Origin of the sequence: Microbacterium sp. ER1, assembly GCF_023383675.1 — a bacterium.
Classification (GTDB): Bacteria; Actinomycetota; Actinomycetes; order Actinomycetales; family Microbacteriaceae; genus Microbacterium.
This window is the reverse complement of sequence record NZ_QCXO01000132.1, coordinates 22,465-47,630: the sequence shown is the minus strand read 5'-3', so window position 1 is coordinate 47,630 and position 25,166 is coordinate 22,465. Positions and strand designations below refer to the sequence as shown.

The following is a 25,166-nucleotide window of genomic DNA, read 5'->3' as shown; positions in this document are numbered from 1 at the left end:
TTGGGCTGGAGTCGTTGGTGGGCGGGATCATCGCGGTGGGCCTCCGCGATCCCAGTAGTCACGCCACTCTTCGTTATACGAACGAGTGGTCGCTGAAGGCTCGATGTGGGTGAACGCGTCGAGCACGTAGCGAAGTTGGTCTCGTGTCGCGCCCTCCGGTGATACCAGCGCCAGTGCAAGCCGGTGGCGATCGCCCTGAGTCTGGGCGAAGGTGACCTCGTTTGTTGTGATGGTGAAGGTATCGGATCCTTCGATGCGTCCCTTCACCTCGATGTAGTGGATGCGTCCGTCCGCATCGAACGACTGGATGTCGTAACCGGGGTTGTTCCGGTGCATCTCGTGGGGCTCGCGGCCGAGCGCACGTTCGGCCGCGAGGACTGCATCGACTGCGCGGCGTTCGACGAGCTCGGTATTGCGCGCGAAAGTTTGGGGTTCGGCATCCTCGTCGTGAGCGGACAGGCGCTGGCTTGGGATGACGAGCGCCGACCCGCGGACGACCGCAGGAAGTGCGACGAGCTGGGTGCTTTCGTCGAGCGTGCGGAGCCGCTTTTCGAGTCGTTCGTCGAGCTGGCGTGCCCGCTGGAGCGCGACGTCCGCGCGGATACGGCCGATTGTGCCGGCGCGCTCGAGCGCTTCGAGGCGATTGTGCTCACGGTCCCAGTGGTTGATCTCGGCGAGGAGTCGCTCCTTGACCTGCACGCGGGTGCGGTCGGCATCCACCGCGATCCGCGCCGTGAGCTCGTCCATCCGAGGTGCGAGTCCATCTCGATAGGCCCACGTCCGGATAGAACGTTCATGGTCGCTCCTCGCCCACGTGTCCGCGAGCACCTCGACGATTGCCGCCGCCTCGCCGGCATGCGGTGCATCGAAATCGAGGTAGGGCGGGGCCACGGCGAGGGTGACTGTGCCCGCGGTGTCGAGGACGGGGTAGTCGAAGTGGTGCGACACTGTGTCGGCGTCGCGGGTGGCGTTTTGGATGCGCTGCTCGACAGCGTACAGCAGCGCCGTGCGTTCGGATTGCTGTTCGCGACGGTCGATGAACACTGTTCCGCGCTTGAGCACAGGCCCCAGGTCTTCGATGGTCAGCTCGATGACCGCTTGCAACAGCGGGTGGCCGGGGGCGAGGAGTGCCGCCTGCGTCTGATTCTCGGGGCGAACGAGTGCGGTCTCGAACGTGGCTCGTTCGTACCTTTCCGGCACGGGCGCCCACCGGTTGAGTCTGCGTGCTGCGTCGATGACGCGCTGAGGTACCCGCGTGATCTCGTAGCGGCCCTTCTCGCGCCGACGGATGCGCCCACCGAGGCGTTCGAACGCGGGTAGGAAGAACGCCGCGATGTATCCGGGCTGCAGGCGCCGCTCACGGGCCTTCTCCATCCGCTCGCGGATCTCTTCGAGGTTGAGCGACGAGTACATCTCGGGGTGCAGCGCACGCTCGGCGACCATGGTGTCGAGCCCGTGGGCGACGCTCGCGTCGATGACGCGGTCGAGCTCAGCCTTGCGCTCGGGCTCGTCGCCGTACCGGATCGCCTCGATCAGTAGTTCGCGGAGCGACTTCTCTTGGAAGGCATCCGCATCGCCAAGGACATTGAACAGGTTGCCGTTGTACGCGATCGACATCTGGTCGATCTTCGACAGCAGCCGCGTAAACACGTCCCCCTCGCGGGTGTCCTTCGCGACCATGTTCCACAGGTGGCACACCTCGCGTTGGCCGATGCGGTGTATGCGGCCGAAGCGCTGCTCGATCCGGTTCGGGTTCCACGGCAGGTCGTAGTTGACCATCAGGTGCGCGCGCTGCAGGTTGAGACCTTCACCCGCGGCATCCGTCGCCAGCAGCACGACAGTGTTGCGGTCGTAGGTGAACTGTTCGCGTGCAGCCTTGCGGTCTTCGCGGCGGGTGCCACCGTGAATCGTGATGACCGACTCGGGGCGACCCAGCTGTGTCGTGATCTTCTGCCGCAGGTAATCGAGGGTGTCTTTGTGCTCGGTGAAGATGATGATCTTGCGCGGTTCGCCCGAGTCGTCGTGTACGAGGAGCTGGTCGTCGAGGATGGTGCGGAGCTGAACCCACTTTTTGTCGTCGTCAAGGTGGCGGACGCGGCGTGCGACGCGGATGAGGTCTTCGAGGCTCTGGATCTCCGCGCGGAGTTCGCCGATCGTCTCAGCGGCTGTAGCGAGGTCGACGACCTCATCCACTCGCGACTCGAACTGGGCGCGTTCATCCTCGGTGATCTCTTCATCGAGGTCATCGAACAGGTCGGGGTCGAAGCTTGGTGTCGAGTTGGATCCGCCCTCGAAGTCGAGTGCGACGCGGCCGGTCGACCACTCGTCGATGGTCGCTGTCATTGCAGTGCTGTACCGTGCTGCGTCGGTCGCACGCTGCCACTCCCGCAGTCGTGTCTCGAGACGTGCCTGGCGTCGCTCAAGTGATCGGAGAATGGCTTCCGGGCTCGAAGCAAGACGGCGCTGAAGCACGGTGAGCGCGAATCCCACATTGTTTCCGCGCTTCTTGTCCCCGGCCTGCGCGAGGCGCTCCGCGCGGCCCATCTCAGTGCGGACGTAGCCGGTCACCATCTCGTAGAGCTCTCGCTCGGGAGCACTCAACTCATACTCGACTGTGTACGCGCGACGCTCTGGGAACAGAGGTTTGCCCTCGAAGGTGAGGAGCTCTTCCTTCACCATGCGCCGCATCAGGCCGCGGGTGTCGGTGCGGTGCACGCCGGCGCGGAACTGGCCCTCGAACCGGTCGCGGTCGAGCAGCGACATGAACAGCTGGAAGTCCTCCTCTTTGCCTGCGTGCGGGGTGGCGGTCATGAGGAGGAAGTTGTGGGCGGTCTCGGCGAGTAATCGGCCCAGGCGGAACCGCTTCGTCTCGTCAACCTGACCGGCCCACGACGAGTAGTGCGCTGACATGCGATGCGCCTCATCGACTACGACGGCATCCCAAGTGACGTCGGAGAGCTGCTCGATCAGGTCGTCGCTACGGGAGAGCTGGTCCATTCGTGCGATGAGGAACGGGTGCTCGGAGAAGACGTTGCGGCCCTGTGCGTCGTCGACCATCTGGCGGTTGAAGATCTCGAATGAGAGGTCGAATTTCTGTGACAGCTCCTCGCGCCATTGCTCGACGAGGCCGCCGGGGGCGACGATCAGCGCTCGTTCGCAGTCGGCGCGGAGGATGAGTTCCTTCAGGTAGAGGCCTGCCATGATCGTCTTGCCGGCGCCGGGGTCGTCGGCGAGCAGGAACCGTAGCGGGATTCGCGGAAGCAGTTCCTCGTACACTGCGCGGATCTGATGCGGCAAGGGATCGACATCCGAGCTGTTCACCGCGGCCATCGGGTCGTACAGCGCTGCGTACTTGATGCGCAGAGCCTCGGCCGCGAGTCGAAACTCATCGGGGTCGCCGTCGAACGCGGGCGCGTTGCCCATCTCCGCGACCAGCTCGAGGTTGCTGGCATCCGCATCAGTGATCATGCGTTCGCCGGTGCGGCCGGAGTCATCGCGGAAGAAGATCTCGACGAGTGCGTCGTCCAGCGGCGTCACGCCGACGAGCGTCACCGGCTGCCCGGGCAGGACACCGCGCAGGCGTTGACCAGCGCGCAGCGAGGCGAGTGTCACCGCAGGTGCGTCCATGTGGTTCCTCCCCTGGAAAATGGCAAGCCGATCAGGATACGTCGGGCCACAGACATAGCGGCCATGAGTTTGGCTACCCGGGTGACGCGGCGTCCCCGCGGCGCACCCAGTCGTCAACCTCGCTCGTCTGGAACTTCCAGAGTCGACCAACCTTGTGTGCGGGCATCCCTTTGTCGGAGATCCAGGCGTAGATCGTGTCCTTGGTCACACCCAGGTAGTCCGCGATGTCATCGGCAGAAAGCCATGGTTCGGGCACGCAGACTCCTCGAAGTAGAACGAGCCGGATCTTTCCGGATGTTTCAGAGACTAGCGGGTCTATCCATGTCCGGGGACAAGACGCTGTGCGAGGGCTATCGCGCGAATCCTCCGGCGGATCGAATCGTGGCGCGGTGGTGCTCGGGACACCGCACCGAAACCCACAGTTTGATGACGTACTGGGCGCCGGGCGCACCGCACACCTCGCAGGTCTCGACGCTCTCCCATTCGGCCGCGCGGATCGCCTCGTTGAATTCTTCGTTGTACTCGCTGACGTCATCCGACGGGGAGGCGTAGAACGACAGCGAACCGAACTTCGACTTGCATTGCTGCAGGACGTATCCCGGTGCGATCGCGCTCAGACGAGCGTTTAGTCGGGCCAGTAGCGGATACCAGCCGGGGGCGACGTCGAGGGTGGGTGGCCAGTCGGGTGCGATGCGGTCGATCAGGCGCTGCATGTCGGGTGGGTACTCGCTCTGCTCCATCGTTCCGATCACTCACCTTTCGATCGTGTGGATACCATCTGCCGCCCAACCTGCTTGTCTTCATTCGTAGCCATGGCATCCGACATCGCGCTTTCGGGCCTCGGCGTTCTCACTGAGTGATCGTGGTATCGGCGCCGCGAACGTTCGCGAAAGACTCGCCCAACACGCAAGCTTCGGGTGACGCCCTTGTCGAAGTTGATGAGCCCGCGACGGCGCCAATCGATGGTGATGTGACCTCGGAAACCTGTGACGGCGCGTCGTCGTTCGACGAACTCTAGCTCGCGAGGAAAAGGCGAGGGCAGGCCGTTGCCTTCTGGCATGAGATGCACGAACAGCTCGGCGAACGTCGGGCCGAGGCCAGTGCGCCGCCGTGTCTGAGCGATGAAGACCGCCGCGGCTAACGCCCATTCGTCTCCGGCGTCGTCGCTCGTGAACGCCTCAAACATGTAGGCCCACTCGGCGGGCGGTGGTACGTCTATGCCCCGCCACCAGATGGGGTACGAGTCGGATGCCATCGCCGCAATCACATTCGCGGTCGCTGCACGGGCCTCGCCCGCGACGCGACCGGCAGTCATCGGGCTGGGCAGCACACGTGCAAGGAAGCGGAGGAGTCCGATGGGGCGTTGATTGTTTCGTATGGCCTCCGAAATTATGCCATACGGAATAGGCCATACGAGAGTGCCAGTCTGGCGACGCTGGGTGGGTGGCCCACCGGATCGACAACTCAGACGAGGACTGGGCTGCCTACGTTCAGAGGCTGGCGACCATGCTTCGCCGAGCTCGGGAGGACGCCGGGCTCAGCCAGGAGCAGGTTGCCTATCGGGCAGGGCTCACGCGCTACACATATCAGAAGTACGAGAAGGGCGAGTCTCGGCCGGGCAGCCCGGCGAATCCCACGCTGCGCACGATGCTCGCGCTGTCACAGGTGCTGGGCGTGGCGGTCGCGAGTCTGATTCCGCCGGACGCACCTGACATCAGGAGCCGGTAGCGCTTTCAGCGTCGCCGTGCACGCCATCGTCGTTTGGTCGGGGCCGTCCGATGTCGGTACCCGTTCCTATGCTTGAACTATGGGGACGTCTGAGGAACGCGAGAACGCTTCGCAGCTGGTGGGCACCGAGGTGAAGCGGACGAGCGTACCGCAGGCCGTTCGTGAGCGGGTCTGGGGTCGTTCAGCCGCAAGATGCGTCCTCTGCGCGAAGTGGCTCATCGATGAACGTGAACACTGGCACGCGATACCGGTCGGACAGATCGCGCACAATGTTGCTGCTGAGAACGGCGCAAAGGCGCCGCGAGGCGACTCGCCGCTCGATTCGAAGGAGCGCGCAGCGGAGGACAACCTGCTGCTCCTCTGCAGCGATTGTCATCGACGCATCGACTCGCCCGAATACGTCGACAAGTACACCGTGCAGTTCCTCACGGAGAAGAAGACTGAGCACGAACGCTGGGTGCGCGACGTCACAGACTTCGCACGTCTTCGCCCTGCCGTCGTCGTGCGGATGACATCCCAAGTGCGGGGGACGTTCAGTCCGGCGTCCAAAGAGCACGTCGGCGAAGCGCTAAGACAGGCGGGGCTGACGGGCATGCATGCCGATTCTCGCACCGGGCTCTTCGATATCTCAGCGCGGCATGACGAGACCGACGGCTGGGCGTGGGACGCCGCCGAGAAGGACATCACGATTCAACTCGACCGTGTCCACGAGGCAATCGCTGCAGGAGACGCGAGCGTCGTCGCCGTCTTCGCGCTCGCTCCGATTCCCATGCTCGTGTCGCTGGGCGCCAAGCTGGACGACAAAACTGAGACGGTTCTGTTCCCTCGCGCTCGGCGGGATGCGCCCGACGCGTGGTCCTGGGCCGCAGCGGATGGGCCGACGGCGGTGTTCGAACTTAGCGAAGCCGTTCCAAGCGTGATGGACAGCGGCGCGACGGAGGTGGTCGCGTTCGTTGACGTCAGCGCCAGAGTCGATCAGTCACGGACACCTCCCGAGCTCGCAGACGCGCCAACGATTCGTCTATCGGCGGCCGCCGGTCCCTCGACAGATGCAATCGCAAGCCGCGCCGATCTCGAAGCGTTTGGGCAAGCCTGGCGGGACCTTCTGTCGGCGGTGGAGTCGCGATGGCCGAACGCTCAGCGACTCCACATCCTTGCGGCAGTTCCCACCACTGCCGCTGTGACGATTGGACGCCACCGCATGCGAGCGGTTCACCCCACTTTCGTGTTGTATCAGCGTCAAGGCGACGGAACGGATGTTCCGGTATTGGAGGTGTGAGGATGACCGCTCGCGTTCGTGAGTTCAACACATTTCTTAGGGACTACGTCAACCTGAACCAGACCCGAGTCGACACGCTCCAGGCACGTGTTTCGAGTCTCGACTCTTACCTTGCAGACGACTCCGCGCTCTCTGATCTCGTCGCCGACGACGTGATCCCACAGGGCTCGTTCGCGCACAAGACGATTATCCGGCCGTACACAGGCAACGACTTCGACGCCGACGTCCTTCTCCCGATGGATGAGCAGACGGACTGGGCACCGAAGAAGTACACGATAGAGCTGCAGAAGGCCCTCGAAGCCTCCAGCCGCTACGTCGGCAAAACATCCCTGGGTAAGCGCTGCGTCACTATCGACTACGCCGATGACTTTCACATCGACGTCGTGCCCTTTGTTACGCGTGCCGATGGCCTCACGTACATCACACATCGAATCGATGATGAATGGATCAGACAGGATCCCATTGCGCTGACGAGTTGGATTGAGGACAGAGCGCGGATCACCAACGGACATCTCATCCGAGTGATCCGCCTCGTGAAGTATCTACGAGACCGCAGTTCGCTGAACGTGGCTTCGGTCGTCTTGACCGCTCTCCTGGCCGAGCGAGTCCATAGCTTCGCTGGCGTCGATGACTACACGAACGTCGCGACGACTTTGGTCTCACTGATCGAGGACTTGAGCGACTACATCGGGCCGATGACGACGGTGCCATGGGTCGATGACCGGATCGGTCAGAATCTCGCGAATCGACTCACGCAGACGGGGTTCACGAACCTGCAGAGTCAGGTAAAGACTTGGGCGCGCAAGATGAGGGCCGCACTCGATGCGCCCGCAGACGAGAGCGTCGATCTGTGGCGAGCGGTGTTCGGGGACAAGTTCGGCGTTACCAGCTCTTCGGCGCTGGTGTTTGCGGCCTCGGCCGCCCCGTTCGAGACATACGAGAAGCGGGAAGCGCCGGGCGAGCAATTCATGGAACGAGATCTTCGAATCCCTGTGCGTCTCGACCGTCGAGCTCAGTTCCGTTTGGTCGGGCGAATGTCGTCAACCCGACGAGCTAAAGGCCGTTTCCGCCCGTTGAGTGCGACTGGGAATCATGTCCCGATTGGACGCAGCCTGAGCTTCGCAGTTGAGGATTGCACAGTCGAGCCGCCCTATGACGTCTACTGGAAAGTGCGGAACGCCGGCATCGAGGCAGTTGAGCGCAACAACTTGCGCGGCCAGATTGTTACAGGTGGTGTTACCCGTACGGAGACGAGCAACTTCCCTGGCAATCACTGGGTTCAGGCGTGGGTGGTCAAGGACGGCGTCGCTGTTGCAACCGATACTCAGGACGTGACGATCACAAGGAAGTAGGGCCCATCTCGCGCATCAGCGGGGGCGCCGAGCGCCGGTGTGAATCGGGCTGACGTTGCGCCTCTGATCCTCACCGCGCAACAGCTCGTTTTCGACGTGCAGCTCTGCGACCGTGGTCGCAGCGATGGTGAGTTGCACTTCAAGTTCCTTGACGCGGGTACGTAGCAGCCGGATCTCTGCTCGCTGCGCTCTCAGCTGGCGCTTCAGATTCTCGATCTCCTTGTCACGCGGTTGCGTGCCGACGACTTGACGATTCCATTCCTCGAGGACAGCCGTTGCGCGGTTCATCGTGGCACGGCTCACCTCGGCCTCGCGGTACAGGTTCTCCTTGATCAGCCGTCCGTCTGTGCGCAGGGGAGCGCCGGCGAGCAGGCGATCCATCGCTTCGCGGAGTTTGCGTTCCGATGCGCTTACGGCGTCAGGCATCCGTGAACCTCTTTGTGATCTTGCGCACGTCTTGAAGCTCGGCCTCAAGTTGCTCGCGATTATGCGGAGCGATACGCCGATCTCGGAGTTTGGCCACGAGGTCACGCTCCTCGGCGATCCAGACCGGCGCGTGCTCGTCGGTGACGACAGAGTTGCCACAGGCGGTCGGTACGCACCGATTGGGCATCACGCCGCCAGCAGCGGCTTCCGCGGGCAAACCTTTGAGGCATGCGGCTTGCTCCGGATCGCCGAGACAGTGGTTGATCGTTCCCCACCGCAAGGTGCTGAATCGGTCTCGGAGGAGCGTACGCAGGATGCGCTCATCTCCGATTCTGACAGCGGCGCTGGCCTCTTCTTCGACATGCGTGAGCTCGCTTCGAAAGCGCTGGGCGCCTGCGCCGGCCAATCGAATGTCGTCCGCAGAGCCGGACGACCACATGCCGACGAGACGCGAGGCGACTGCTTCTTGAAGTTCGTGCTCGAACTCTGCAGCCCACTCGGGTGTCTCGCTCGCATAGCCGGACGTCGTTCCGTTCGCGACGGCCCTACGCGCGGCATGCTTCAGTTGGATGCCGAGCGCTATCTCCCCATCCGGCTGCTGAGCCGTGACGACTGCCATCGTGCGGCGAAACATGTGTGGTGCGAGGTGGAAGTCCGGAATCGGTTCAAGGCCAGCGTCCGGCCCCAGTGCGTTGAGCTGGACGATGAACTTCTTCAGTTCATCGTGCCGGTCGAACGTGACCAGCTGCCCTTCCTTCTGGTGGTTGAGTCGGCTCGAGCCGAAGACTGCGTCGCTAGCAGTCAGGCGCTCCGCGACGCTGATCGCCTGAGCAACCGGCTCGATGATCCACCAGTTCCGTTTACGGGTTCCTCGCCGGCCCTTGCGTAGTTGCGAGGTGACTGCGGGGGCACCGTAGAACGTGGTCAATGCGCCCTTCCTGATGCTCAGCAGCTCAGAGTCGCGCATCATCGTGAGGGCTGCGCAGAACACGTAGCATGCGTTTCGCAGGATTTTGAGTTGGGATCGGATCGTTGCTGGATCAAAGCCGTCGATCCATGGGCCGACGCTGCCGTCTGCTCGGGCGACCTCAGCGGCAGTGGTCAAGAGCCCTCCAGGCGTCGTCCGGAGCGCGCCTGTTGCGATCGCTTGCGTCACCTTGTTTCGGCGACGCATCACGGCAGGCGAAGTGACTTCCGCGAACATGTTCCTGCTGTGGCCGCCGGTGACGAGCAGCGCGAGCAACGTCCAGTGGATCTCGCCCCGTTGGAATCGTCCATACGTCAGACGGTGCAGGGGAACAGAACTGCTCGCCTCGTCCATCCACCTCGCGAGCGCCCCGTCGGGGTCATCCACCCGCGTGCGATCTTCCACAGGACGATCGAGTGCGGACCACTCGTCCGCAGCCGCGAAGATGTCGTGAGAGAAGACGTCGATGTACTGCCAGCATGCGCGGAGCAGTGGCCACCACACGACCGGTGGGATCACCGGGGTGCTCAGCTCGGCACCGACCTTCTTTCCGCTCAGCGCGGTGGTGGTTGCATCACCCCACGGCTGGAATGGAATCCCACCGCCGGTGATGACCCTTTCGTACCGGTGGAGATCTCGCACAGCTGCGAGGGCTGTGCTCAACGTCGATTTGGCCGCGACTGGCTTGGTTTCGCTGAGAAAGCGATCGAGGTGCGACTGTTGAAGCTGGTGCAGCGGAAGCTGCCCGAGACTCTCAGCGTGCCATGTCGCGTATTTCTTGAGGCCTTCGAGTCGGGACCGGATTGTCTTGACGTGCACGGGGGTCGCGCTCAGATACAGGCTCTGATCACGCAGCACCTGATGGCCTGGATTGAGCATGGCCATTGCGAGGTCGCGAGCGATGAGGTTCCAAGCGCCGGGGAGTGCATCGAACAGGAGTACCGCAGAGTGACGTCCGGAGGCGGGATTCCACCCGAGCGCGTGCAGGTCCCAGCGTGAGTCATTGCCGAATACAGGGATGGCGTAGGCCTCCTGCGTCCGGTGGTTGAGGAGGACTTGCTGACCGTCGCGCCAGTAATCGCTAACGAGGGGAGAGGAGTCGGGAAGCAGTTGTATCGGATTCACAGGTGGACACCTCGTTGACTGATCGGGATGTGCACGGCGGAATGAAGCTCATGATCACGTTGCGCCCGCTCCTGCTCCGCCGGGGTGAACTCATCGATGATGCGCTCGATGTTCCTGAGCTGCTGACCGTGCGTGGCAGCGAACTGCGCTGGGGGCATCTCATTCTGGTGGGAATGGAGGATGTCGCGGTAGGCGAGAATACGCGGTAGGTGATCCGTGAACACGATCGCGTTCGGGCATGCAAAGCACATTGACGGACGATGCTCACAAAGGCGCCCTGCTGCGCTGTAGGGCGATTTGTACGGCGAGGTGCAGTGCGCGACGTTCATGGAGCGATCCGTCGACGTGGACTCCAGCTCAGCTGTGGCCGCGGCCGACAGCTCGGCGTGATCTTCGCCTTGTACTGCTATAGCCGGAGCATTCACGAATATCGGGCCGCGCAGTCGGTCGAACACCTGGTGCTGCGCTGCGTTGACCGCCGCGCCGGCCAGCACGTGCACGGTGGTTGACTGTGCGTAATGGCGTTGATACACAGCGATGCTGTGGTCATCGCCTGCCGCGAGATCGGCGCTCTTGAGCACAGCGGCCCGCACGCTTTTTACGGTCTTTCGCAATCGGCGTGCGTCGTGTGGCGTGGAGACTGCCGGTTCAACCGACCTCAGCAACGAAGAGAATGACCGGAATGACTCGCGACGTACCTCGAGATCTCGTGTCAAACCCCGGTACACGCTCAAGAACGCAGCGTTCTCGATTGGCGACGCGTTGGTAACGGCCAGCGTCCGTGCCGTGGTCGTCGCAGCCAGGAGCCGCTGGACGAGATCACCCGACCGCCACCCGGTCGCGTCGTGAGACGTGGATACCGTGCAGCGTACGGTTCGAGTGCGGTGGGCACGCGATTTGAACAGGCGGATGTGCAGGACGCCTGGCTCCACGCGTTGGATGTCTCCCAGCGTGACTCCCGACCATTCCTCGGGGGCGGCGCCGGTTTCGAGTTGGAGAAGTGTTCGGAACGCTGTGAGATCCGCGCTGGAAGGATAGAGGTACGACATGAGGCGGTGGACTACGCGGCTCGTTCCGCCGGGTCGCAGTGGCCTGTCCGTTCTGAAATTCGCGTCCAGTTCGTCGAGATCACCGCGCTCACATGCATGCGTCGCTTCGTATGCGACGGTCTTGCCGTCCGTGCTGCTGAGATAGTGGATGCCCCAGATGACGTTCTCGGCTTTGCTCCAGCCGGCGTCACGGGGGTCTTGTCCGGCCTCGAGCATTCGCCTTCCGACTGTGAGGCGAGTTTCCAGTTCGCGGATGCGCGTGCGGCAGACTTCTCGAATCGCGAGGCGTTCGGCGTTCGAAAACTCGTCGAGTGGCGTGTATTCACCTGCTTGGTGCAGCATCGGTCCATTTGCCCAACGGGCAACCTCATCACCAATTTCGTGACCGCTCACGGCATGCATCCGGATCAGGCGCCGGATGCGTCCTCCGTGCGCGCGTGGTGCATTGCTCTCGGCGGGGTATGCAGCGGCGAGGCCTGACTCCCATTCATGGAACGCATTGACGATCCGACGGTCGTCGGAAGTGAGACTCACGGTTCGCGGGCAAGTTTTAGTCAGCGAACGGAGCAGATTGATGATCGTCACACGGTAGTGATAGGCGGTGCCGTCGGCCAGCGCGAACGTCCTTCGCATGTTGATCAACGCATCCGACAGCTCGGCTGCCAGGACGGGGTGATCGAAATGGACAGGGGAAAGCGTTCCGTCGATACTCGTTGACCTGACGGTGAAAGTCATGGAACGGGGCGAAAGATCGATGCTGGTCATACGGTGCTCCGTTCTGCGAGCACGGCGTCGGCGAAAGTCGTAGAAGCGTCGCTCCAGCTTTCGAACACGTCCTGGACGAGTGCGTCCGTGTCCTCGATATAGCGCAGGTAGACCATCGTCGTAGCCGGGTTCGAATGACCGAGCAGCCTCTGCACGGTCAATCGCGGATTGATGGCGATGTGCTCCGACAGCGTTGCGGGCCCGAGATTGCCCTTCCGCCGGTCAGCTTCCCGTGCGAGCGCGACGTCCGTCAGCGCCTTCAGAAGAACAACAGCGAACGTATGCCGCAAGTCGTGCGGGGTAATCCGAGCTCGACGATCACCCATCTCGTTCGAGGCGAGCTCCAGCGTGCGGCGGCTTGCCGCCGCAAAGGTCGCATGCCAGGCCCGCCGGCTGATCGGCAGCCCGCCCCGGCCGAGGAAAAGGCCCAGGGCTTCGAGCCCGTGGGCGCGCTCGATCACCGCAATCCGCCGCAAGTGGGGTGGGAGCAAATGCAGACGCCATCTCGAAGCGCGTCCGCCCAGTCGCCCGCGGACGATGCCCGCTGAAACGTCGAGCTCGTCGACCATGAACAACTCTTCCCTCCGCGACCAGAGCGAGTTAGCGGAAGCGCGAACGATTGATCGACGCTCGGTTTGGCGATAGAGATCGACTGCGCGCAGGGTTGCACTCGGAACATGCACGCGTCTCCGCTTCTGATACTTCGCGCATGCTTCGAGGAGGACGGAAGCGCCAGCGTTCGTTGGCGACGGCAGCTCGACATCCAGGAGCGTCGAGAACTCACCGATCCGCATCCCTGTGGTCACGGCGACCTGCGCGCCAGCCTGCGAACGCAGGCTGGTCCGGCCTCGCCAACTTGCGTCGAGTTCGCTGCTCGTGGTCCGCCCGCCGAGCCCGACGTCATGGAAGGCGGCCCATTGCGCGCGGGTCAACGGTCGAATGTCGGGCTCGCTCCGCCACGGGATGCGCAAAGCAGACGATCGCCCAATCGTGATCCACGGCTCGCGACGAATCTGCCCGGTCTGCATGAGTAGCTGGTAAATGCCCCGAATTACGACGACGTCCCGCTGCCACGTTGCGGCCGACACAGGACTTCCGTTGCCACCTTGCCGCCATTCGCGATACGCGACGATGTCCTGGTCGGACGCATGCACAACATCAGTGCCACGGGACTCGAGGAACGTGGCGAAGCGGAGTGCATCGTATGCGTAGTCGCGCACAGTCGATCTCCCTGTGGAGGACGCGACCACCCGGAAATAGGTGAGCCAGGGCTCAATCGGGCGCCATCGATCGTCGAGGAGCACAGGCATGCCGTCGGGAAGTGCGTGAGCTCTCGAGTAGGCGTCGCGGATTCGTTCGTCGAGGTCATTCGTAGTGGCGAGGTTGTGGTCGACGAAACGCAGCTGCATGGTTCTCCGGTAGGTGTCCGAGTGCTCGATTGAGACACCGTCCGAACCTACACATAACTGCGTGTGGGTCGGGCAACTTCCTCGTTATCGCATACAAGGAGCTTCGCAAGCTCGAGCACGCGATCCTCGAGCGGCTCGCCGAGCTGAGTTCCTCGCACCAGGTGCTCTGGGCGGACTCGAAGATCAGCATCGAGAACTTCTACGGCATCGAGATCGACGACTTTGCCGTCGAGGTGGCAATCCTCTCGCTGTGGATCGCGAAGCACCAGATGAACCGGGAGTTCCGCGAGAAGTTTCGTGTCGAGATCCCCCTGATCCCGCTGAAGGAAACGGGGCAGATCAAGGTGGGCAACGCAACGCGGGTGGACTGGAACGCGGTCTGTCCGAACGACGGAGAGTCGGAGATCTACCTGATCGGCAACCCGCCCTACGCCGGTGCAAAGACGCAGACGAAGGATCAGAAGGCGGACTACGACTTCGTTTTCAGAGGTCGCCCGTACTCGAAGAACCTCGATTACATCGCCCTCTGGTTCGTCAAAGGAAGCGACTACATCGAGGGTTCGTCGGCCGCTCTGGCGTTCGTCACGACGAACTCGGTCGCGCAGGGCGAACACGTCGGCCTGATGTTCCCGATGATCTTCGCGAAAGGTATTGAGATTGGGTTTGCCTACACGTCGTTCAAATGGGAGAACAACGCGAAGCGCAACGCGGGTGTGACGGTTGCGGTGATCGGCCTGCGGAGTACGTCGGCTGATCCGAAGTACATCTATACGGGTGATCGACAGATCGCGGCGCACACCATCAACGGCTATCTCACGGACGGTGCGATGATCGCCATCGAAAGGCGCAAGACGCCGCTCGGGCCGCTCCCCGAAATGGCGTTCGGGTCAATGCCTCGCGACGGCGGCGGGCTCATTCTGTCGGCCAGTGAGCGGGCAGAGATGCTGTCGAGCGATCCCACAGCTGAGCCGTTCATCAAGCGATACGTTGGCTCGTCTGAAGTGATCAACGGTGGCGAGCGGTACTGTCTCTGGATCACAGATCGTGAAGCCGCGACCGCGCGCGAGATTCCTTCTGTGGGGGGTCGACTTCGACGCGTGGCCGATGAGCGAGCCGACAGCAAGGCTGCAAGCACAGCGGCGTTCGCGGCACAGCCGCATAGATTTGTGCAGATCAGCTACAAGCCGACCGACGCGATTGTCGTCCCGAGCGTCTCGTCCGAGCGGCGACAGTACATCCCGGTTGGTTACGTCGGCCCCGAGACGGTCGTCTCGAACCTTGCCTATGCGGTGTACGACGCTCAGCCTTGGTTGTTTGCACTCTTGACCGCACGCATGCACATGGCATGGACCCGCGCAGTGGGCGGCCAGTTGGAGACTCGGCTTCGGTACTCGAACACGATTGTGTACAACAACTTCCCCGTGCCGCCGCTCTCCGAGAAGATCAAGGAGAAGCTCACGGTCGCGGCGCTGCGAGTCCTCGACGTGCGCGAGTACCACTGCGAACAGACGCTGGCCGAGCTCTACGACCCGGACAAGATGCCGCAGGATCTCCGCGATGCGCACGCGGCGATCGATGCGCTGGTCGACTCGATTTATTCGAAGACACGGTACGAGACCGACGAGCAGCGCCTGTCGGATCTATTCGCGCTGTACGAGCGCATGACCGCACAGGAGGCCTCGACGCCCCCAGCGAAGAAGACCCGGAGGACTGCGAAGTGAATGCGATCAACAAGCCCGTAAACATCGTCGATGTCACGTACGCGCAGACGAAGGCGTCGGTGAACACGGACGCGCTGGGGATGCGTGAGATGCAGCAGCGCGTCTTTGAGCAGCGTGACGCCCAGCACCTGCTGGTGAAGGCCCCGCCGGCGTCGGGTAAGTCGCGCGCGCTGATGTTCGTGGCGCTGGACAAGCTCTACAATCAGGGCCGCAAGAAGGTCATCGTTGCGGTGCCGGAGCGCTCGATCGGTGCGTCATTCGCGTCAACGGCGCTGACCAAGCATGGATTCTGGGCGGACTGGGAGATCAAGGACGATCACAACCTGTGCGACGCGGGCTCGTCGGCCGGCAAGGTCGACGCGTTCATCGAGTTCCTCGAGGGCCCTGACGCGGTGCTCGTGTGCACCCACGCGACGCTGCGCTTCGCATTCGAGAAGCTGGCCCCGGAGTCGTTCAACGGCACGGTGCTGGCGATCGACGAGTTCCATCACGTCTCTGCCGACACGGAGACGTCACGGCTGGGAGCTCTGCTGCGTGACGTGATGAACGGATCGGACGTCCACATCGTGGCGATGACGGGGTCGTACTTCCGTGGGGACTCGGTGCCGGTGCTGTCGCCTGAGGACGAGGCGAAGTTCACGCCCGTCACGTTCAACTACTACGACCAGCTCAACGGCTACGAGTATCTGCGGTCGCTCGGCATCGGGCACCACTTCTACCAGGGGCGGTACACCGACGCGATCCACGAGGTGCTCGACCTCGACAAGAAGACGATCGTGCACATCCCGAGCGTGAACTCCGGCGAGTCGACGAAGGACAAGATCGAGGAGGTCGGCCGGATCATCGACGCCATCGGGCACGTCGAATCGACGGACCCCGACACGGGAATCATCAGCGTGCGTCGCGAGGACACTGGCGAGATCGTGCGGGTCGCGGACCTTGTCGACGACACCGATCAGAAGAAGCGTGGCGACACGCTGCACTACTTGTCCCACACCGCGTCGAAGGAACGCGATGGGGTCGACATCATCATCGCGCTGGGTATGGCGAAGGAGGGCTTCGACTGGCCCTTTGCCGAGCACGCCCTGACGGTCGGCTACCGGGCTTCCCTCACCGAGGTGATCCAGATCATCGGACGAGTCACCCGTGACAGCCCGGGCAAGATGCATTCGCAATTCACGAACCTCATCGCCGAGCCCGATGCCTCGCAGGGCGAGGTCAAGGTGTCAGTGAACAACATGCTCAAGGCAATCACGGCGTCTCTTCTTATGGAGCAGGTGCTCGCGCCGAACTTCAACTTCAAAACGAAAAAGTTCGACGACGACGAGCCGGCGAAGAAGGGCGAGCTCAAAATCAAGGGCTTCAAGGAGCCCTCGAGCGACCGCGTGAAGCAGATCGTCGCGACGGACCTGAACGACCTGAAGGCAACGATCCTGCAGGACGACACCTTCGCCCGGGCAGCCGCGGGCTCCGTCGACGCAGAAACGACCAACAAGGTACTGATTCCGAAGATCATCCGGGAGAAATATCCCGACCTCACCGAGGAGCAGGTCGAGGAAGTTCGTCAGCAAGTCGTCGTTGACTCGGTGATCAAAAACGGCGAAGTCCGCGAAGTCGGTGACAAGCGGTTCATCAAGATGGCCGAGAAGTTCGTGAACATCGACGAGCTGAACATCAACCTCATCGACTCGGTGAACCCGTTCCAGCGGGCGTTCGAGGTGCTGTCGAAGTCGGTTACGCCGTCGGTGCTGCGCTTGATCCAAGACACGATCACCTCGACGAAAATCGAGTTCTCGGAGGAGGAGGCGCTGGCACTTTACCCGAAGATCAAGACCTGGGTGCAGGTCAACGGCAAGCGCCCCGATCTGCGCTCGGATGACCCTGCGGAGAAGCGCATGGCCGCGGCGCTGCTGTTCCTGCAGAAGCTGAAGCAGAATCGCGAGGCCGAGAAGGCAGCGACAGAGATGGGGGAGCCGTCGTGACTCCGATCGATTTCACGTTCAACGAGAACGCGGTCCTCACAATCGACGACATCCTCGACGACGAGCTGCTAAACGCCCCGGAGAAGCCGAAGAAGATCACGTCATCCGACCGCCTGGAGCGCGCCTTTCTCGAGATCGTCGAGTTCCGGCGTAGTAAGGGGCGGGTGCCCAGCTCACAGACGCGTGAGATCGCCGAGCGCAAGCTCGGTGCGCGGTTGGACGGCTTTCTCGCCAATGAGGCGAAAGCTGAAGCGGTGAAGCACCTCGACGAGTTCGGCCTGCTCGAAGCACCTGCAGCGCCAGCGTCGCTCGATGAGCTGCTCGAGAGCGACGATCTCGACGATTTGCTGGGCGATGACGCGGGGATCCTCGACGTGTCTGGCTTGCCGGTGATCAAGCGGCCAGAGTCCGCCGAGTCAGTCGCACAGCGCGTGAAGGCTAAGGACTTTGAACAGTTTGAGCCGCTGTTCAAAGCGAAGCACGCAGAGCTCGCCGATGGAACTTTCACGCTGAAGCCCTTCACCGGTATGGACCTGATCCGGGAGGGTGTGTTCTTCGTCCTCAACGGCGTGATGTGCTTCGTCGCCGAGGTCGGCGAGAAGGTCGACCTTGTCATCGGCGGCGAATCCCGCAAGAAGCAACGCCTGCGCTTGGTGTTCGAGAACGGCACCGAATCCGCGATGTACGACAAGAGCCTCCAAACCCGCATGTATGAGACACAGGGGCAGGTCCTGGCGCGCACCGGGCACGACGCCAGCGACATTCTTGATGCGGACGTCGAAGGCGGCCACATATACGTGCTGCAATCACTCAGTACCGATCCGCTCATCGCCAACATCAAGGACCTCCACAAGATCGGCTTCTCAACCACGAGTGTCGAACAACGGGTCAAGAGCGCGGCAACGTCGCCGACGTACCTGATGGCACCGGTGAAGATCGTTGCGGATTACCGGGTGTACAACCTCAAGGCATCAGCGCTTGAGAACCTGCTGCATCGGGTATTCGCCGATGTCCGCCTCGACCTGACGCAGACCGACCGGAAGGGACGCGACTACGACCCGTCCGAGTGGTTCGTCGTTCCGCGCGATGTTATAAACGAGGCCGTCGCGATGATCATGTCCGGTGAGATCGTCGACTACGGCTACGACAAGGTGCAGCAGAAGCTGGTGCGACTTCCTGAGTAAGCCCGGAGCCCCTTCCCCCGTGGTTCAAACGAAATCCTGCCTCGGGATCATCGTGTAACCCAAGCGTGCGTGGTCGGTGGCCGCAAATCGATCGCCCCCGCCGTAAGGTCGCGTTCCTCGCCACCCTGCGTCATCAACCGCAGCATGTCCTCCTGTCGGGGTTGCCCGAGGGTGAGGCGGTACAGGGTCAAGGCGTCCAGCAACCGCTCGTACTTCTCGTGATCCCTGCTCAACGTGAACGAGGCAACACGCCGGTGGATCCGGGCGTCCCCTTCGTAGACCCACCACGGCGCGAACTGTCCCAGCCGCTCGGTCTCGGGTGACGCGCGCGCGGCAGTGAACGCGGCGTCCCACGCCCCGTCCGTCGAGGACAGCACGTCCTCCCAGTGGGCGGCGGCGACGTTCTTGCGCACGGCATGGCCCATGAACCGGTGCACCCGGCCTTCGCGCTGCTCGAAGTCGACGGGGTTCGACGGCAGGTTCCAGTGCACGACGGCGTGGCTCCACCAGTGGAAGTCGATCCCCTCCTGGCCGATGCTCGTCGATGCCAGCACGAACGGGGCGAAGGGGCTGTTGAACGCGGCTCGCACTTCGCTCTGACGCGCCGCGACCTTCTCATCGGCGTCCGTGCCGGTGCCGCCGTAGCGCACGGCGAACCTCGTCGGGAACGGGATCTGCGCACGCTCGGCAGTCGCCTCGTGCCCGCGCAGCGTCGCCGCGTTGGTCCGCACCGCCGACGCCGCACTCGTCGCGACCTTCCACAGTCCGTCGTCGTCGAGCAGCCGGCCGCCGAGGTCGCTGCGCAACTGGTGCACGTACTCGTCGATGACCGCCTGCAGGTTCCCGTCCGCGCAGTAGTCCAGCACGGCGCTCCAGTAGTGCGCGCCCGGGTCGCCCACGGTGTCGAGAAGTGCCGCGGTGTCCGGCCGGGCGAAAAGCGAACGCAGACCGAGCGACAGCACCCACGCCGCATGCCACACACCCGCCTCCGTCGCATCCGCCGACGCGGCTCCGCGCAACGCCCGGTACGCGATCGACCCCGGAGCGTGCGCGCCGAATCGGGCCAGGTCACGGTGTGCACGAGGGCCCTGATCCATCGCTTCGACCGCCGCCCGCACATAGTCCGCGAAACGACCAGACCGCGCATCGAGCACCCGCAGGATCGACAGGGCGTTCACGCCGGTCGGCACGGCGCCGGGTGTCGCGAAGAAGGCATGCGACGGCTCGGCCGCATCATCGTCGCTGGCGGCGCTCGCCGTGAACGCCTCCGCATCGACGAGCCCGCCGGTCTCACGAGCCGCCCGCAGCGGATCCCACGACTCGGCCAGCGCCGGATGCGGCCAGAACAGCGCGAGCGAGTTCATCTGCGACGGCCGCCCCGCCTCGCTCGTCGCCCACGTCAGACGGGTGCTCGTCGAATCGGTCGACAGGTCCGAACCCGCATACGCGTGGCGAGCCGCCTCATGGCTGAGCAGACCAGCGACCGCGGTCGGCACCCCGTTCCACGCCGAGAACACGACGTGCTTCGTGACATCGCCCACACTCGAGAACACCGGGCCCGGCCGGAAGTACGGCATCGACGGCGGCATCCAGAGCAGCTTCCACCACCCGCGTCCGATCGTGTCGGCGGCCAGCGCGCGCAGCAGCCCGTTGCCGAGATCGAGCTCCTCCCGCGCACTCACGTCGTCCCTCGTCAGGCCCCTGGTCACAGCGAGCAGCTCGCGGACCGTGACATCGTCCCGGTCGAGTGCCTCCCGAACACTGCTCCCCGACTTGTACGTGTCCATGAACGAGGCGAAATACGGGATCGACTTCCACTGCTCCAGATCCACCCGCGCCCCGATGTAGGTGCCGAGCCGATGCAGTGCCGCCCAGTCGGTGATCTCCGCGGCCGTCGGCACCCCGCCGTCCAGCGGCCGGTCGATCACCATGTCCTGGTTGCGCGCGAGTGGGGGCCGCTCCGACCGCGACAGGTACGGAAGCAGCACCTCCCGCACCCGGCGAGCGGATGCTGCGGCATCGCCGTCGGTGATCATCGCGAGACGGTGCGCGTCGAGCGCATCCTTGACCGACCTGACACGGACGGCGTCCTCGTCGGTGAGGAACTCGATGAGCTTGAGGAAATCGGCGTGGTGGTCCTCCCCGACCTCAGCCTGCGTCGTGTACGGCTTGAAGGGCGTCGCCGAGAGAAGCAGGACCTTGGCGCCCTCGGCGTTGAAGAGGTCGTGGGCGAGCTCACCGCCCTCGGTCGTCGGATCGAGGAGCGGGCGGAAGCGCTGGAACTCATCGAGGATAACCAGATCGGGTTGCAGCGCATCCACCCCTGCACGTGCCAGATGCCGACGCAGCTTCGCGACAAGCTCCATCACCTCGTGCCACAGTCGACCGCGGGTCGGGCGTTCGCCTAGGACACGGACCTCTTCGCGGAGCTCGAGGAACCGCGCCCACAGGCCGCGCTTCAGAATCGCCTGCTGGTACCGACCGGCGATCTCGGGATCGGCGCCGTTCTCGCCCAGACGGTCCCGCGTCCACCGCACCCGCCACGCGAAGTTCCTCTCCGACTGCACCGCCCCCTGGAAGAGCCAGCGCGTCGGCGCGTCCTCGTCGACCCCGAGCGCATCCTCCGCCAGGACACACAGCAGCGCCCGCTCGTCGCCGTTGCCCGACCGCCAGCCGCCCTCCTTGAACGACGTGCCTGGCGTGAAGGAGACGAGGTTCACCTTCTTGCGGCTCGTGTCGTCGGGGGCAGCGAGCTTTCGGCTCTCCCGCGCCAACAGCGTGAGCCGCGTCGCCATCGCGAGGTGCTTGTCGCCGGTGACGTTCAGGCGCTGCAGGTTCTGATTGGCGAGGTCGGCGTTGCTGCAGATGTACACGATGTCGATGCGCTTCACCGCGTCGACCTCGTTCAACTCCTGGATGGCCCTGGCGATGATCCCCCGCGCGATCACGCTCTTGCCCAACCCGGTCTCGTCGGCGACGAGGAACCGCCCGCTGCCGTTCGCGCGCCCTGACCCGTAGAAACGGTCGATCACATGCTCTACCGCGTCCTGCTGGAAGCCCTTGAGCCCGCGCATCACCGCGTCGACGTCGAGACCCGTCATCGTTCCACACCCGCCGCTTCCGTGACTGCCGCCCACACCTCGGCGAAGCCCGGCGGCAGAGCGTTGCCGCGCGCATCCTCCGGCACGTGCCGAAGCACCCGCTCCACGTCCACGAGCCCCGACCGGTTCGTGGCCGACGCCCGCACGAGAAGCTCCAACAGTCCGGCACCGTTCTCCGCGACCCCCGCACCGAACGCCGAGGAGAACGCGCCCCCGCCCCCGCCGGTGCCGATCGACGTGAGGTTCCCGTCTTGCAGCATGAGCCGTATGAAACGCGCCACCGCCCCGGGCTCAGTGAGGTGAGCGGCGACGATCGCGTCGCCCCGGCCCGGCACGTCGTCGAGCAGGTCCGCGACCACCAGGGTTTCGCGTCGGCGGCCGTCGCCGTCCGTCAGTGCGATCACCACGAACGGAGTGATCTGCTCCAGGCGCAGGGCCGTGGACTCGTAGGGGGCGTCTGCGTTCGGCAGAGGCCCGGGGATCGGATCCGGCTGAGACAGCATCCGCCAGCTCAGCGTGAACCGGTCGTCCACCACCTGCGCACCCTCCGCCCACACCGTGACCGTGTATTCGCCCTCCGCGTTCACCTGAACTACGAGCCGGGCGCGGGCGAGCTCCCGCAGCGCACTCTCCAGCCGACGGTCGGCCTCCTCGTCCTGGCTGCTCTGGGCGCCGCCCGCCGTGGTGTACTCCTCGATCAGCGGAGCAAGCGATCCGAGCACTGCTTCGACCCCGAGGTGCGACTTCGGCCCCTCGGCCTCGACCATCACCTCGACGTTGTTCGACCAGGCTGGCCCAGTGGCGTTCGCCGACCCCACGAGCAGTGTCGACTGCTTGTGCGCGTGGTCGTGCACCACGATCTTCGCGTGCAGCCCCCGCAGCTCTCCGGCAGCGACCGCCGAGGTCTCGGCGTCGGCGAGCGCCTGATCCACCATCTCGTCGAGCACGCGCAGCGAGAGCCCCTGCAGCGTCTCGGGCTGCAACCGATCCAGCGCCTCCGGGCGGCTGAGCAGCGTCGTCTCGCCGCCCGGCCGGGACCGCAGAAGCCGGACGCCCTCATCGGTGACGAACGGGGAGACGACGGCGGTGCGGATGCCGCCGAGACGCGGTCCCGCGTCGCTCGACGGCAGCCCGATTCCGAGGGCGTGCACCCGGACCGCGCGCACGTGGTCCGGATGCTCCCAGCGGATGCCGGCCCACGCCTCCGCCAGGCGCGCGATCCGGTCGGCGCGATCGGGGGCGAGCGCTGGGGCTGTCCGACCGTCGTCCACCAGCCAGCGCAGCAGGCCGGCCATCACGTGGTTCGAGCGCACCGTCTCCTCATCGAGATCTTCGTCGGGCCCGCCGTCGAGGGAGATCACCGCATCCCACGTGCGGTCGTTCGTGAGGTTCCGGCTGCTGCAGACGAATCGGTAGCGGCGCTCCTCGTTCCGCTCGAACTCCAGGAACCACACCTTCGGGTGGAACAGGCGGCTCCCCGGCATCCGCACCGGGTGCACCATCGGCTCGAGCACCGTGACGAGCTCGCTCGCCGTGCCGAGACCCAGGCACCCGGCCTGGGCGAACAGGTCGATGCGCTGCGTGGCCCGGCGCACGGCCCCGAGGATGCCGACCTCGTCGTCGACCTCCACCGCACCAGCGAACGCGAGCGGGATCGACAGGGCCGCTTCGAGGGTCATCGTGAAGCTCGTGCCGACCGCATGTGACAGGTGGAATCCAGCCGGAGGCCGGAGCAGCTCGGACAGGAGCGAGCGCGAATCGGGTTCAAGCACGAGCCAGCCCCTCGTGGATGTCGCGGGCGAACTGCCGAACGGTCGCCCAACGGAACGTCAGCAGAGCGCTCCCCGACGCCCCCTTCCACGTCTCGAGCCGCCGCGGGTTGCCCAGACGCGTCTTCGCACCCTTGATCTTCTCCCGCTCTCGGATCATCGATCGAGCTTCCGGGAGATCGGCGATCGAGCCCGGATCGCTGCGCTGCAGGAGGGTGGTCCAGTTCTGCACGAACCGCTGCGCGGCGGGTGCGACCGGGAGCCTACTGCCCCGTTCCTCCCGGAGGACGGCGAGCAGGTCATCGAGACGCCACTCGTCGTAGCCCGCCGCGAGCTCCGCGGGCCACCGGGCGAGGCGATCACGGTAGTCGCCGCGGAGCTCTGCACGGTCCGCTTCCTCGGCGAGGAGCAGGTTGTAGAGCAGTTGCGCGCCGTGGAGGATCGTCGCGAAATGCTGCGCATGGCGCAGGACCCTTGCAGCCCGTTGCGGTGCTCGGGTCGCGACCGCGTCCTCCCACGGAGCCCGGCGGTCGTCCTCCGGCCGGTGCTGCACGAGATGCGCCAGAAGAGTGCCGGGTGCGTGCTCGAGCACGCGATCCCGCAGCCAGCTCGCCTCATCGGCGGTCAGCGCGAACCCGTCAGCCACCTCGTCGGGGAACCCTTTCGGGATCGGTGGGGCAGACCAGAGGGAGGTGGACGTCGTCAGGCCGTCGTCGTCGACGTGCACGTGGGGGTTCGACGCCTCGAACGCCTCCGCACGGCTCGCCGGCCGGGTGAGGATGCCGTACCGCTGCAGCATCGACCAATACACCGAGGACGGCAGGGTCTGCAGGTCCCGGCCGGCACGCTCGCCGAGCAGACCGTCCGCATCCGGCGAGAACCGCAGGGTCTCGATCAGCTCCAGCTCGGTCGCATCGGGCTGGCGCGTGCCACCCTTCACTCGTGACCTCGACTGTGCGGCGTACTGGAAGCACCACGGCACGAACAGCAGATAGCGGGCGCGGGTGTGCAGGGTGGACGTGCCAGGGAACAGGGCGTCGCTGATGCCGTCGCGGAGCTGCCCGATGCCCAGCTCATCTCGGCTGTCTCGTTGCGTGAACATCGCCGCGAGTTCCCGCATCCGTCGCTGCTCGTCTGCCGACACGTCGAGCCATGTGATCACGGACGCCATCAGGGCGCTGCCTGTCTCTTGGCCTCATGGGCCTCCCGCACGCGGGTTCTGATCTCCTGCGCGTCCTGATCGGCCACGCGCATCAGCTCCAGCAGGTGCTTGTGGTGCGCCCAGTGCCGCTGCCACAGCTCGGGGCCGACGGCCGCTTCAAAGTCGACACGAGTCGGGGATGCCCTGCGCTCGTACTCCTGTAGGCGAGCGATGCGATCTTCGATGTCAGCGACACCCCGAGATCTCGGAGAGAGCGGGGCCGAGCTGCGCATCCAGGTCAGCCAATCCTTGTTGCCCTTGCTCTGGTTGCACTTGCCGCAGGCGGGTACGAGATTGTGGATCTCGGAAATGTATCCCGTCGGCCGCTGGTTGCTCACCAGAGGACGAAGATGGTCCCATTCCGTGCTGGTGTCGCCGCAGTAGCTGCAGCTCACGCGATCGAGCATGCCGAGGGTCTCGAGGGCTGCGCGAACCTCTGCCTCGGTTGGCGGGACAACAGGGATGATGCCGTTCACGAATG

The 25,166-nt window shown here is 64.3% G+C and carries 18 protein-coding genes; 6 read left to right on the top strand and 12 right to left on the bottom strand.

Features of this window, described 5'->3' with window-relative positions:
- Positions 1-27 precede the first annotated feature (27 nt).
- The 4 genes from BV453_RS07405 to BV453_RS07390 form a co-directional block, all read right to left on the bottom strand.
- Complete coding sequence (locus BV453_RS07405; RefSeq protein ID WP_249521256.1) at positions 28-3,627, bottom strand: helicase-related protein; 3,600 nt, start codon at positions 3,625-3,627, stop codon at positions 28-30.
- Positions 3,628-3,700: 73 nt separating this feature from the next.
- Positions 3,701-3,883 (bottom strand): helix-turn-helix domain-containing protein, encoded by a 183-nt coding sequence (locus tag BV453_RS07400; protein WP_249521255.1) that lies wholly within the window; start codon positions 3,881-3,883, stop codon positions 3,701-3,703.
- A gap of 94 nt (positions 3,884-3,977) precedes the next feature.
- Positions 3,978-4,340, bottom strand: a complete 363-nt coding sequence (locus BV453_RS07395) for a hypothetical protein (RefSeq protein WP_249521254.1) — start codon at positions 4,338-4,340, stop codon at positions 3,978-3,980.
- 35 nt (positions 4,341-4,375) lie between these two features.
- Positions 4,376-4,942, bottom strand: a complete 567-nt coding sequence (locus BV453_RS07390) for a hypothetical protein (protein ID WP_249521253.1) — start codon at positions 4,940-4,942, stop codon at positions 4,376-4,378.
- A gap of 128 nt (positions 4,943-5,070) precedes the next feature.
- On the opposite strand from BV453_RS07390, the gene BV453_RS07385 reads away from it, so the two are divergent.
- The 3 genes from BV453_RS07385 to BV453_RS07375 all read left to right on the top strand — a co-directional run bounded on the left by BV453_RS07385 (position 5,071) and on the right by BV453_RS07375 (position 7,986).
- A complete protein-coding gene (locus BV453_RS07385) occupies positions 5,071-5,355 on the top strand; it encodes a helix-turn-helix transcriptional regulator (protein WP_249521252.1) in 285 nt (94 codons plus the stop codon).
- 79 nt (positions 5,356-5,434) lie between these two features.
- Entirely contained in the window at positions 5,435-6,634 is a 1,200-nt protein-coding gene (locus tag BV453_RS07380) for an SAVED domain-containing protein (RefSeq protein WP_249521251.1), read from the top strand.
- A 2-nt stretch (positions 6,635-6,636) separates the two neighbouring features.
- Entirely contained in the window at positions 6,637-7,986 is a 1,350-nt protein-coding gene (locus BV453_RS07375) for a cyclic GMP-AMP synthase DncV-like nucleotidyltransferase (protein ID WP_249521250.1), read from the top strand.
- A 15-nt stretch (positions 7,987-8,001) separates the two neighbouring features.
- Here BV453_RS07375 and BV453_RS07370 read toward each other — a convergent pair whose 3' ends face one another.
- Genes BV453_RS07370 through BV453_RS07355 form a run of 4 tightly spaced genes read right to left on the bottom strand, consistent with a single transcriptional unit; the run spans position 8,002 to position 13,727 of the window.
- On the bottom strand, positions 8,002-8,412 hold the full coding sequence (locus BV453_RS07370) for a hypothetical protein (RefSeq protein WP_249521249.1): 411 nt from the start codon (positions 8,410-8,412) through the stop codon (positions 8,002-8,004).
- On the bottom strand, positions 8,405-10,504 hold the full coding sequence (locus BV453_RS07365) for a site-specific integrase (RefSeq protein ID WP_249521248.1): 2,100 nt from the start codon (positions 10,502-10,504) through the stop codon (positions 8,405-8,407). The genes BV453_RS07370 and BV453_RS07365 overlap by 8 nt, the downstream gene beginning before the upstream one ends.
- On the bottom strand, positions 10,501-12,318 hold the full coding sequence (locus BV453_RS07360) for a hypothetical protein (RefSeq protein WP_249521247.1): 1,818 nt from the start codon (positions 12,316-12,318) through the stop codon (positions 10,501-10,503). Before BV453_RS07360 ends, BV453_RS07365 begins: the two co-directional genes overlap by 4 nt.
- Complete coding sequence (locus BV453_RS07355) at positions 12,315-13,727, bottom strand: tyrosine-type recombinase/integrase (RefSeq protein ID WP_249521246.1); 1,413 nt, start codon at positions 13,725-13,727, stop codon at positions 12,315-12,317. Before BV453_RS07355 ends, BV453_RS07360 begins: the two co-directional genes overlap by 4 nt.
- A gap of 29 nt (positions 13,728-13,756) precedes the next feature.
- On the opposite strand from BV453_RS07355, the gene BV453_RS07350 reads away from it, so the two are divergent.
- From BV453_RS07350 to BV453_RS16735, 3 genes are read left to right on the top strand one after another with little or no spacing between them, the layout of a single operon-like run.
- Positions 13,757-15,448: a DNA methyltransferase gene (locus BV453_RS07350; protein ID WP_249521245.1), complete on the top strand. Its 1,692-nt coding sequence runs from the start codon at positions 13,757-13,759 to the stop codon at positions 15,446-15,448.
- Complete coding sequence (locus BV453_RS07345) at positions 15,445-17,430, top strand: DEAD/DEAH box helicase (protein ID WP_249521244.1); 1,986 nt, start codon at positions 15,445-15,447, stop codon at positions 17,428-17,430. Before BV453_RS07350 ends, BV453_RS07345 begins: the two co-directional genes overlap by 4 nt.
- The gene (locus BV453_RS16735; protein ID WP_249521243.1) at positions 17,427-18,614 is read left to right on the top strand and encodes a GIY-YIG nuclease family protein; all 1,188 of its coding nucleotides are present in this window, start codon (positions 17,427-17,429) and stop codon (positions 18,612-18,614) included. Before BV453_RS07345 ends, BV453_RS16735 begins: the two co-directional genes overlap by 4 nt.
- A gap of 47 nt (positions 18,615-18,661) precedes the next feature.
- Here BV453_RS16735 and BV453_RS07335 read toward each other — a convergent pair whose 3' ends face one another.
- From BV453_RS07335 to BV453_RS07320, 4 genes are read right to left on the bottom strand one after another with little or no spacing between them, the layout of a single operon-like run.
- A complete protein-coding gene (locus BV453_RS07335; protein ID WP_249521242.1) occupies positions 18,662-21,715 on the bottom strand; it encodes a helicase-related protein in 3,054 nt (1,017 codons plus the stop codon).
- Positions 21,712-23,487: a phospholipase D family protein gene (locus tag BV453_RS07330; RefSeq protein ID WP_249521241.1), complete on the bottom strand. Its 1,776-nt coding sequence runs from the start codon at positions 23,485-23,487 to the stop codon at positions 21,712-21,714. The genes BV453_RS07335 and BV453_RS07330 overlap by 4 nt, the downstream gene beginning before the upstream one ends.
- Complete coding sequence (locus BV453_RS07325; protein ID WP_249521240.1) at positions 23,480-24,655, bottom strand: DUF6361 family protein; 1,176 nt, start codon at positions 24,653-24,655, stop codon at positions 23,480-23,482. Before BV453_RS07325 ends, BV453_RS07330 begins: the two co-directional genes overlap by 8 nt.
- Positions 24,655-25,161, bottom strand: a complete 507-nt coding sequence (locus tag BV453_RS07320) for an HNH endonuclease (protein WP_249521239.1) — start codon at positions 25,159-25,161, stop codon at positions 24,655-24,657. The genes BV453_RS07325 and BV453_RS07320 overlap by 1 nt, the downstream gene beginning before the upstream one ends.
- Positions 25,162-25,166 lie beyond the last annotated feature (5 nt).

What these genes read in the sequence shown, in the direction of transcription:
- BV453_RS07405 (WP_249521256.1), bottom strand. Translation starts at nt 3,627, where the DNA reads ATGGACGCACCTGCGGTGACACTCGCCTCGCTGCGCGCTGGTCAACGC.
- BV453_RS07395 (WP_249521254.1), bottom strand. Translation starts at nt 4,340, where the DNA reads ATGCAGCGCCTGATCGACCGCATCGCACCCGACTGGCCACCCACCCTC.
- BV453_RS07390 (WP_249521253.1), bottom strand. Translation starts at nt 4,942, where the DNA reads ATGACTGCCGGTCGCGTCGCGGGCGAGGCCCGTGCAGCGACCGCGAAT.
- BV453_RS07380 (WP_249521251.1), top strand. Translation starts at nt 5,435, where the DNA reads ATGGGGACGTCTGAGGAACGCGAGAACGCTTCGCAGCTGGTGGGCACC.
- BV453_RS07375 (WP_249521250.1), top strand. Translation starts at nt 6,637, where the DNA reads ATGACCGCTCGCGTTCGTGAGTTCAACACATTTCTTAGGGACTACGTC.
- BV453_RS07370 (WP_249521249.1), bottom strand. Translation starts at nt 8,412, where the DNA reads ATGCCTGACGCCGTAAGCGCATCGGAACGCAAACTCCGCGAAGCGATG.
- BV453_RS07360 (WP_249521247.1), bottom strand. Translation starts at nt 12,318, where the DNA reads ATGACCAGCATCGATCTTTCGCCCCGTTCCATGACTTTCACCGTCAGG.
- BV453_RS07355 (WP_249521246.1), bottom strand. Translation starts at nt 13,727, where the DNA reads ATGCAGCTGCGTTTCGTCGACCACAACCTCGCCACTACGAATGACCTC.
- BV453_RS07335 (WP_249521242.1), bottom strand. Translation starts at nt 21,715, where the DNA reads ATGACGGGTCTCGACGTCGACGCGGTGATGCGCGGGCTCAAGGGCTTC.
- BV453_RS07325 (WP_249521240.1), bottom strand. Translation starts at nt 24,655, where the DNA reads ATGGCGTCCGTGATCACATGGCTCGACGTGTCGGCAGACGAGCAGCGA.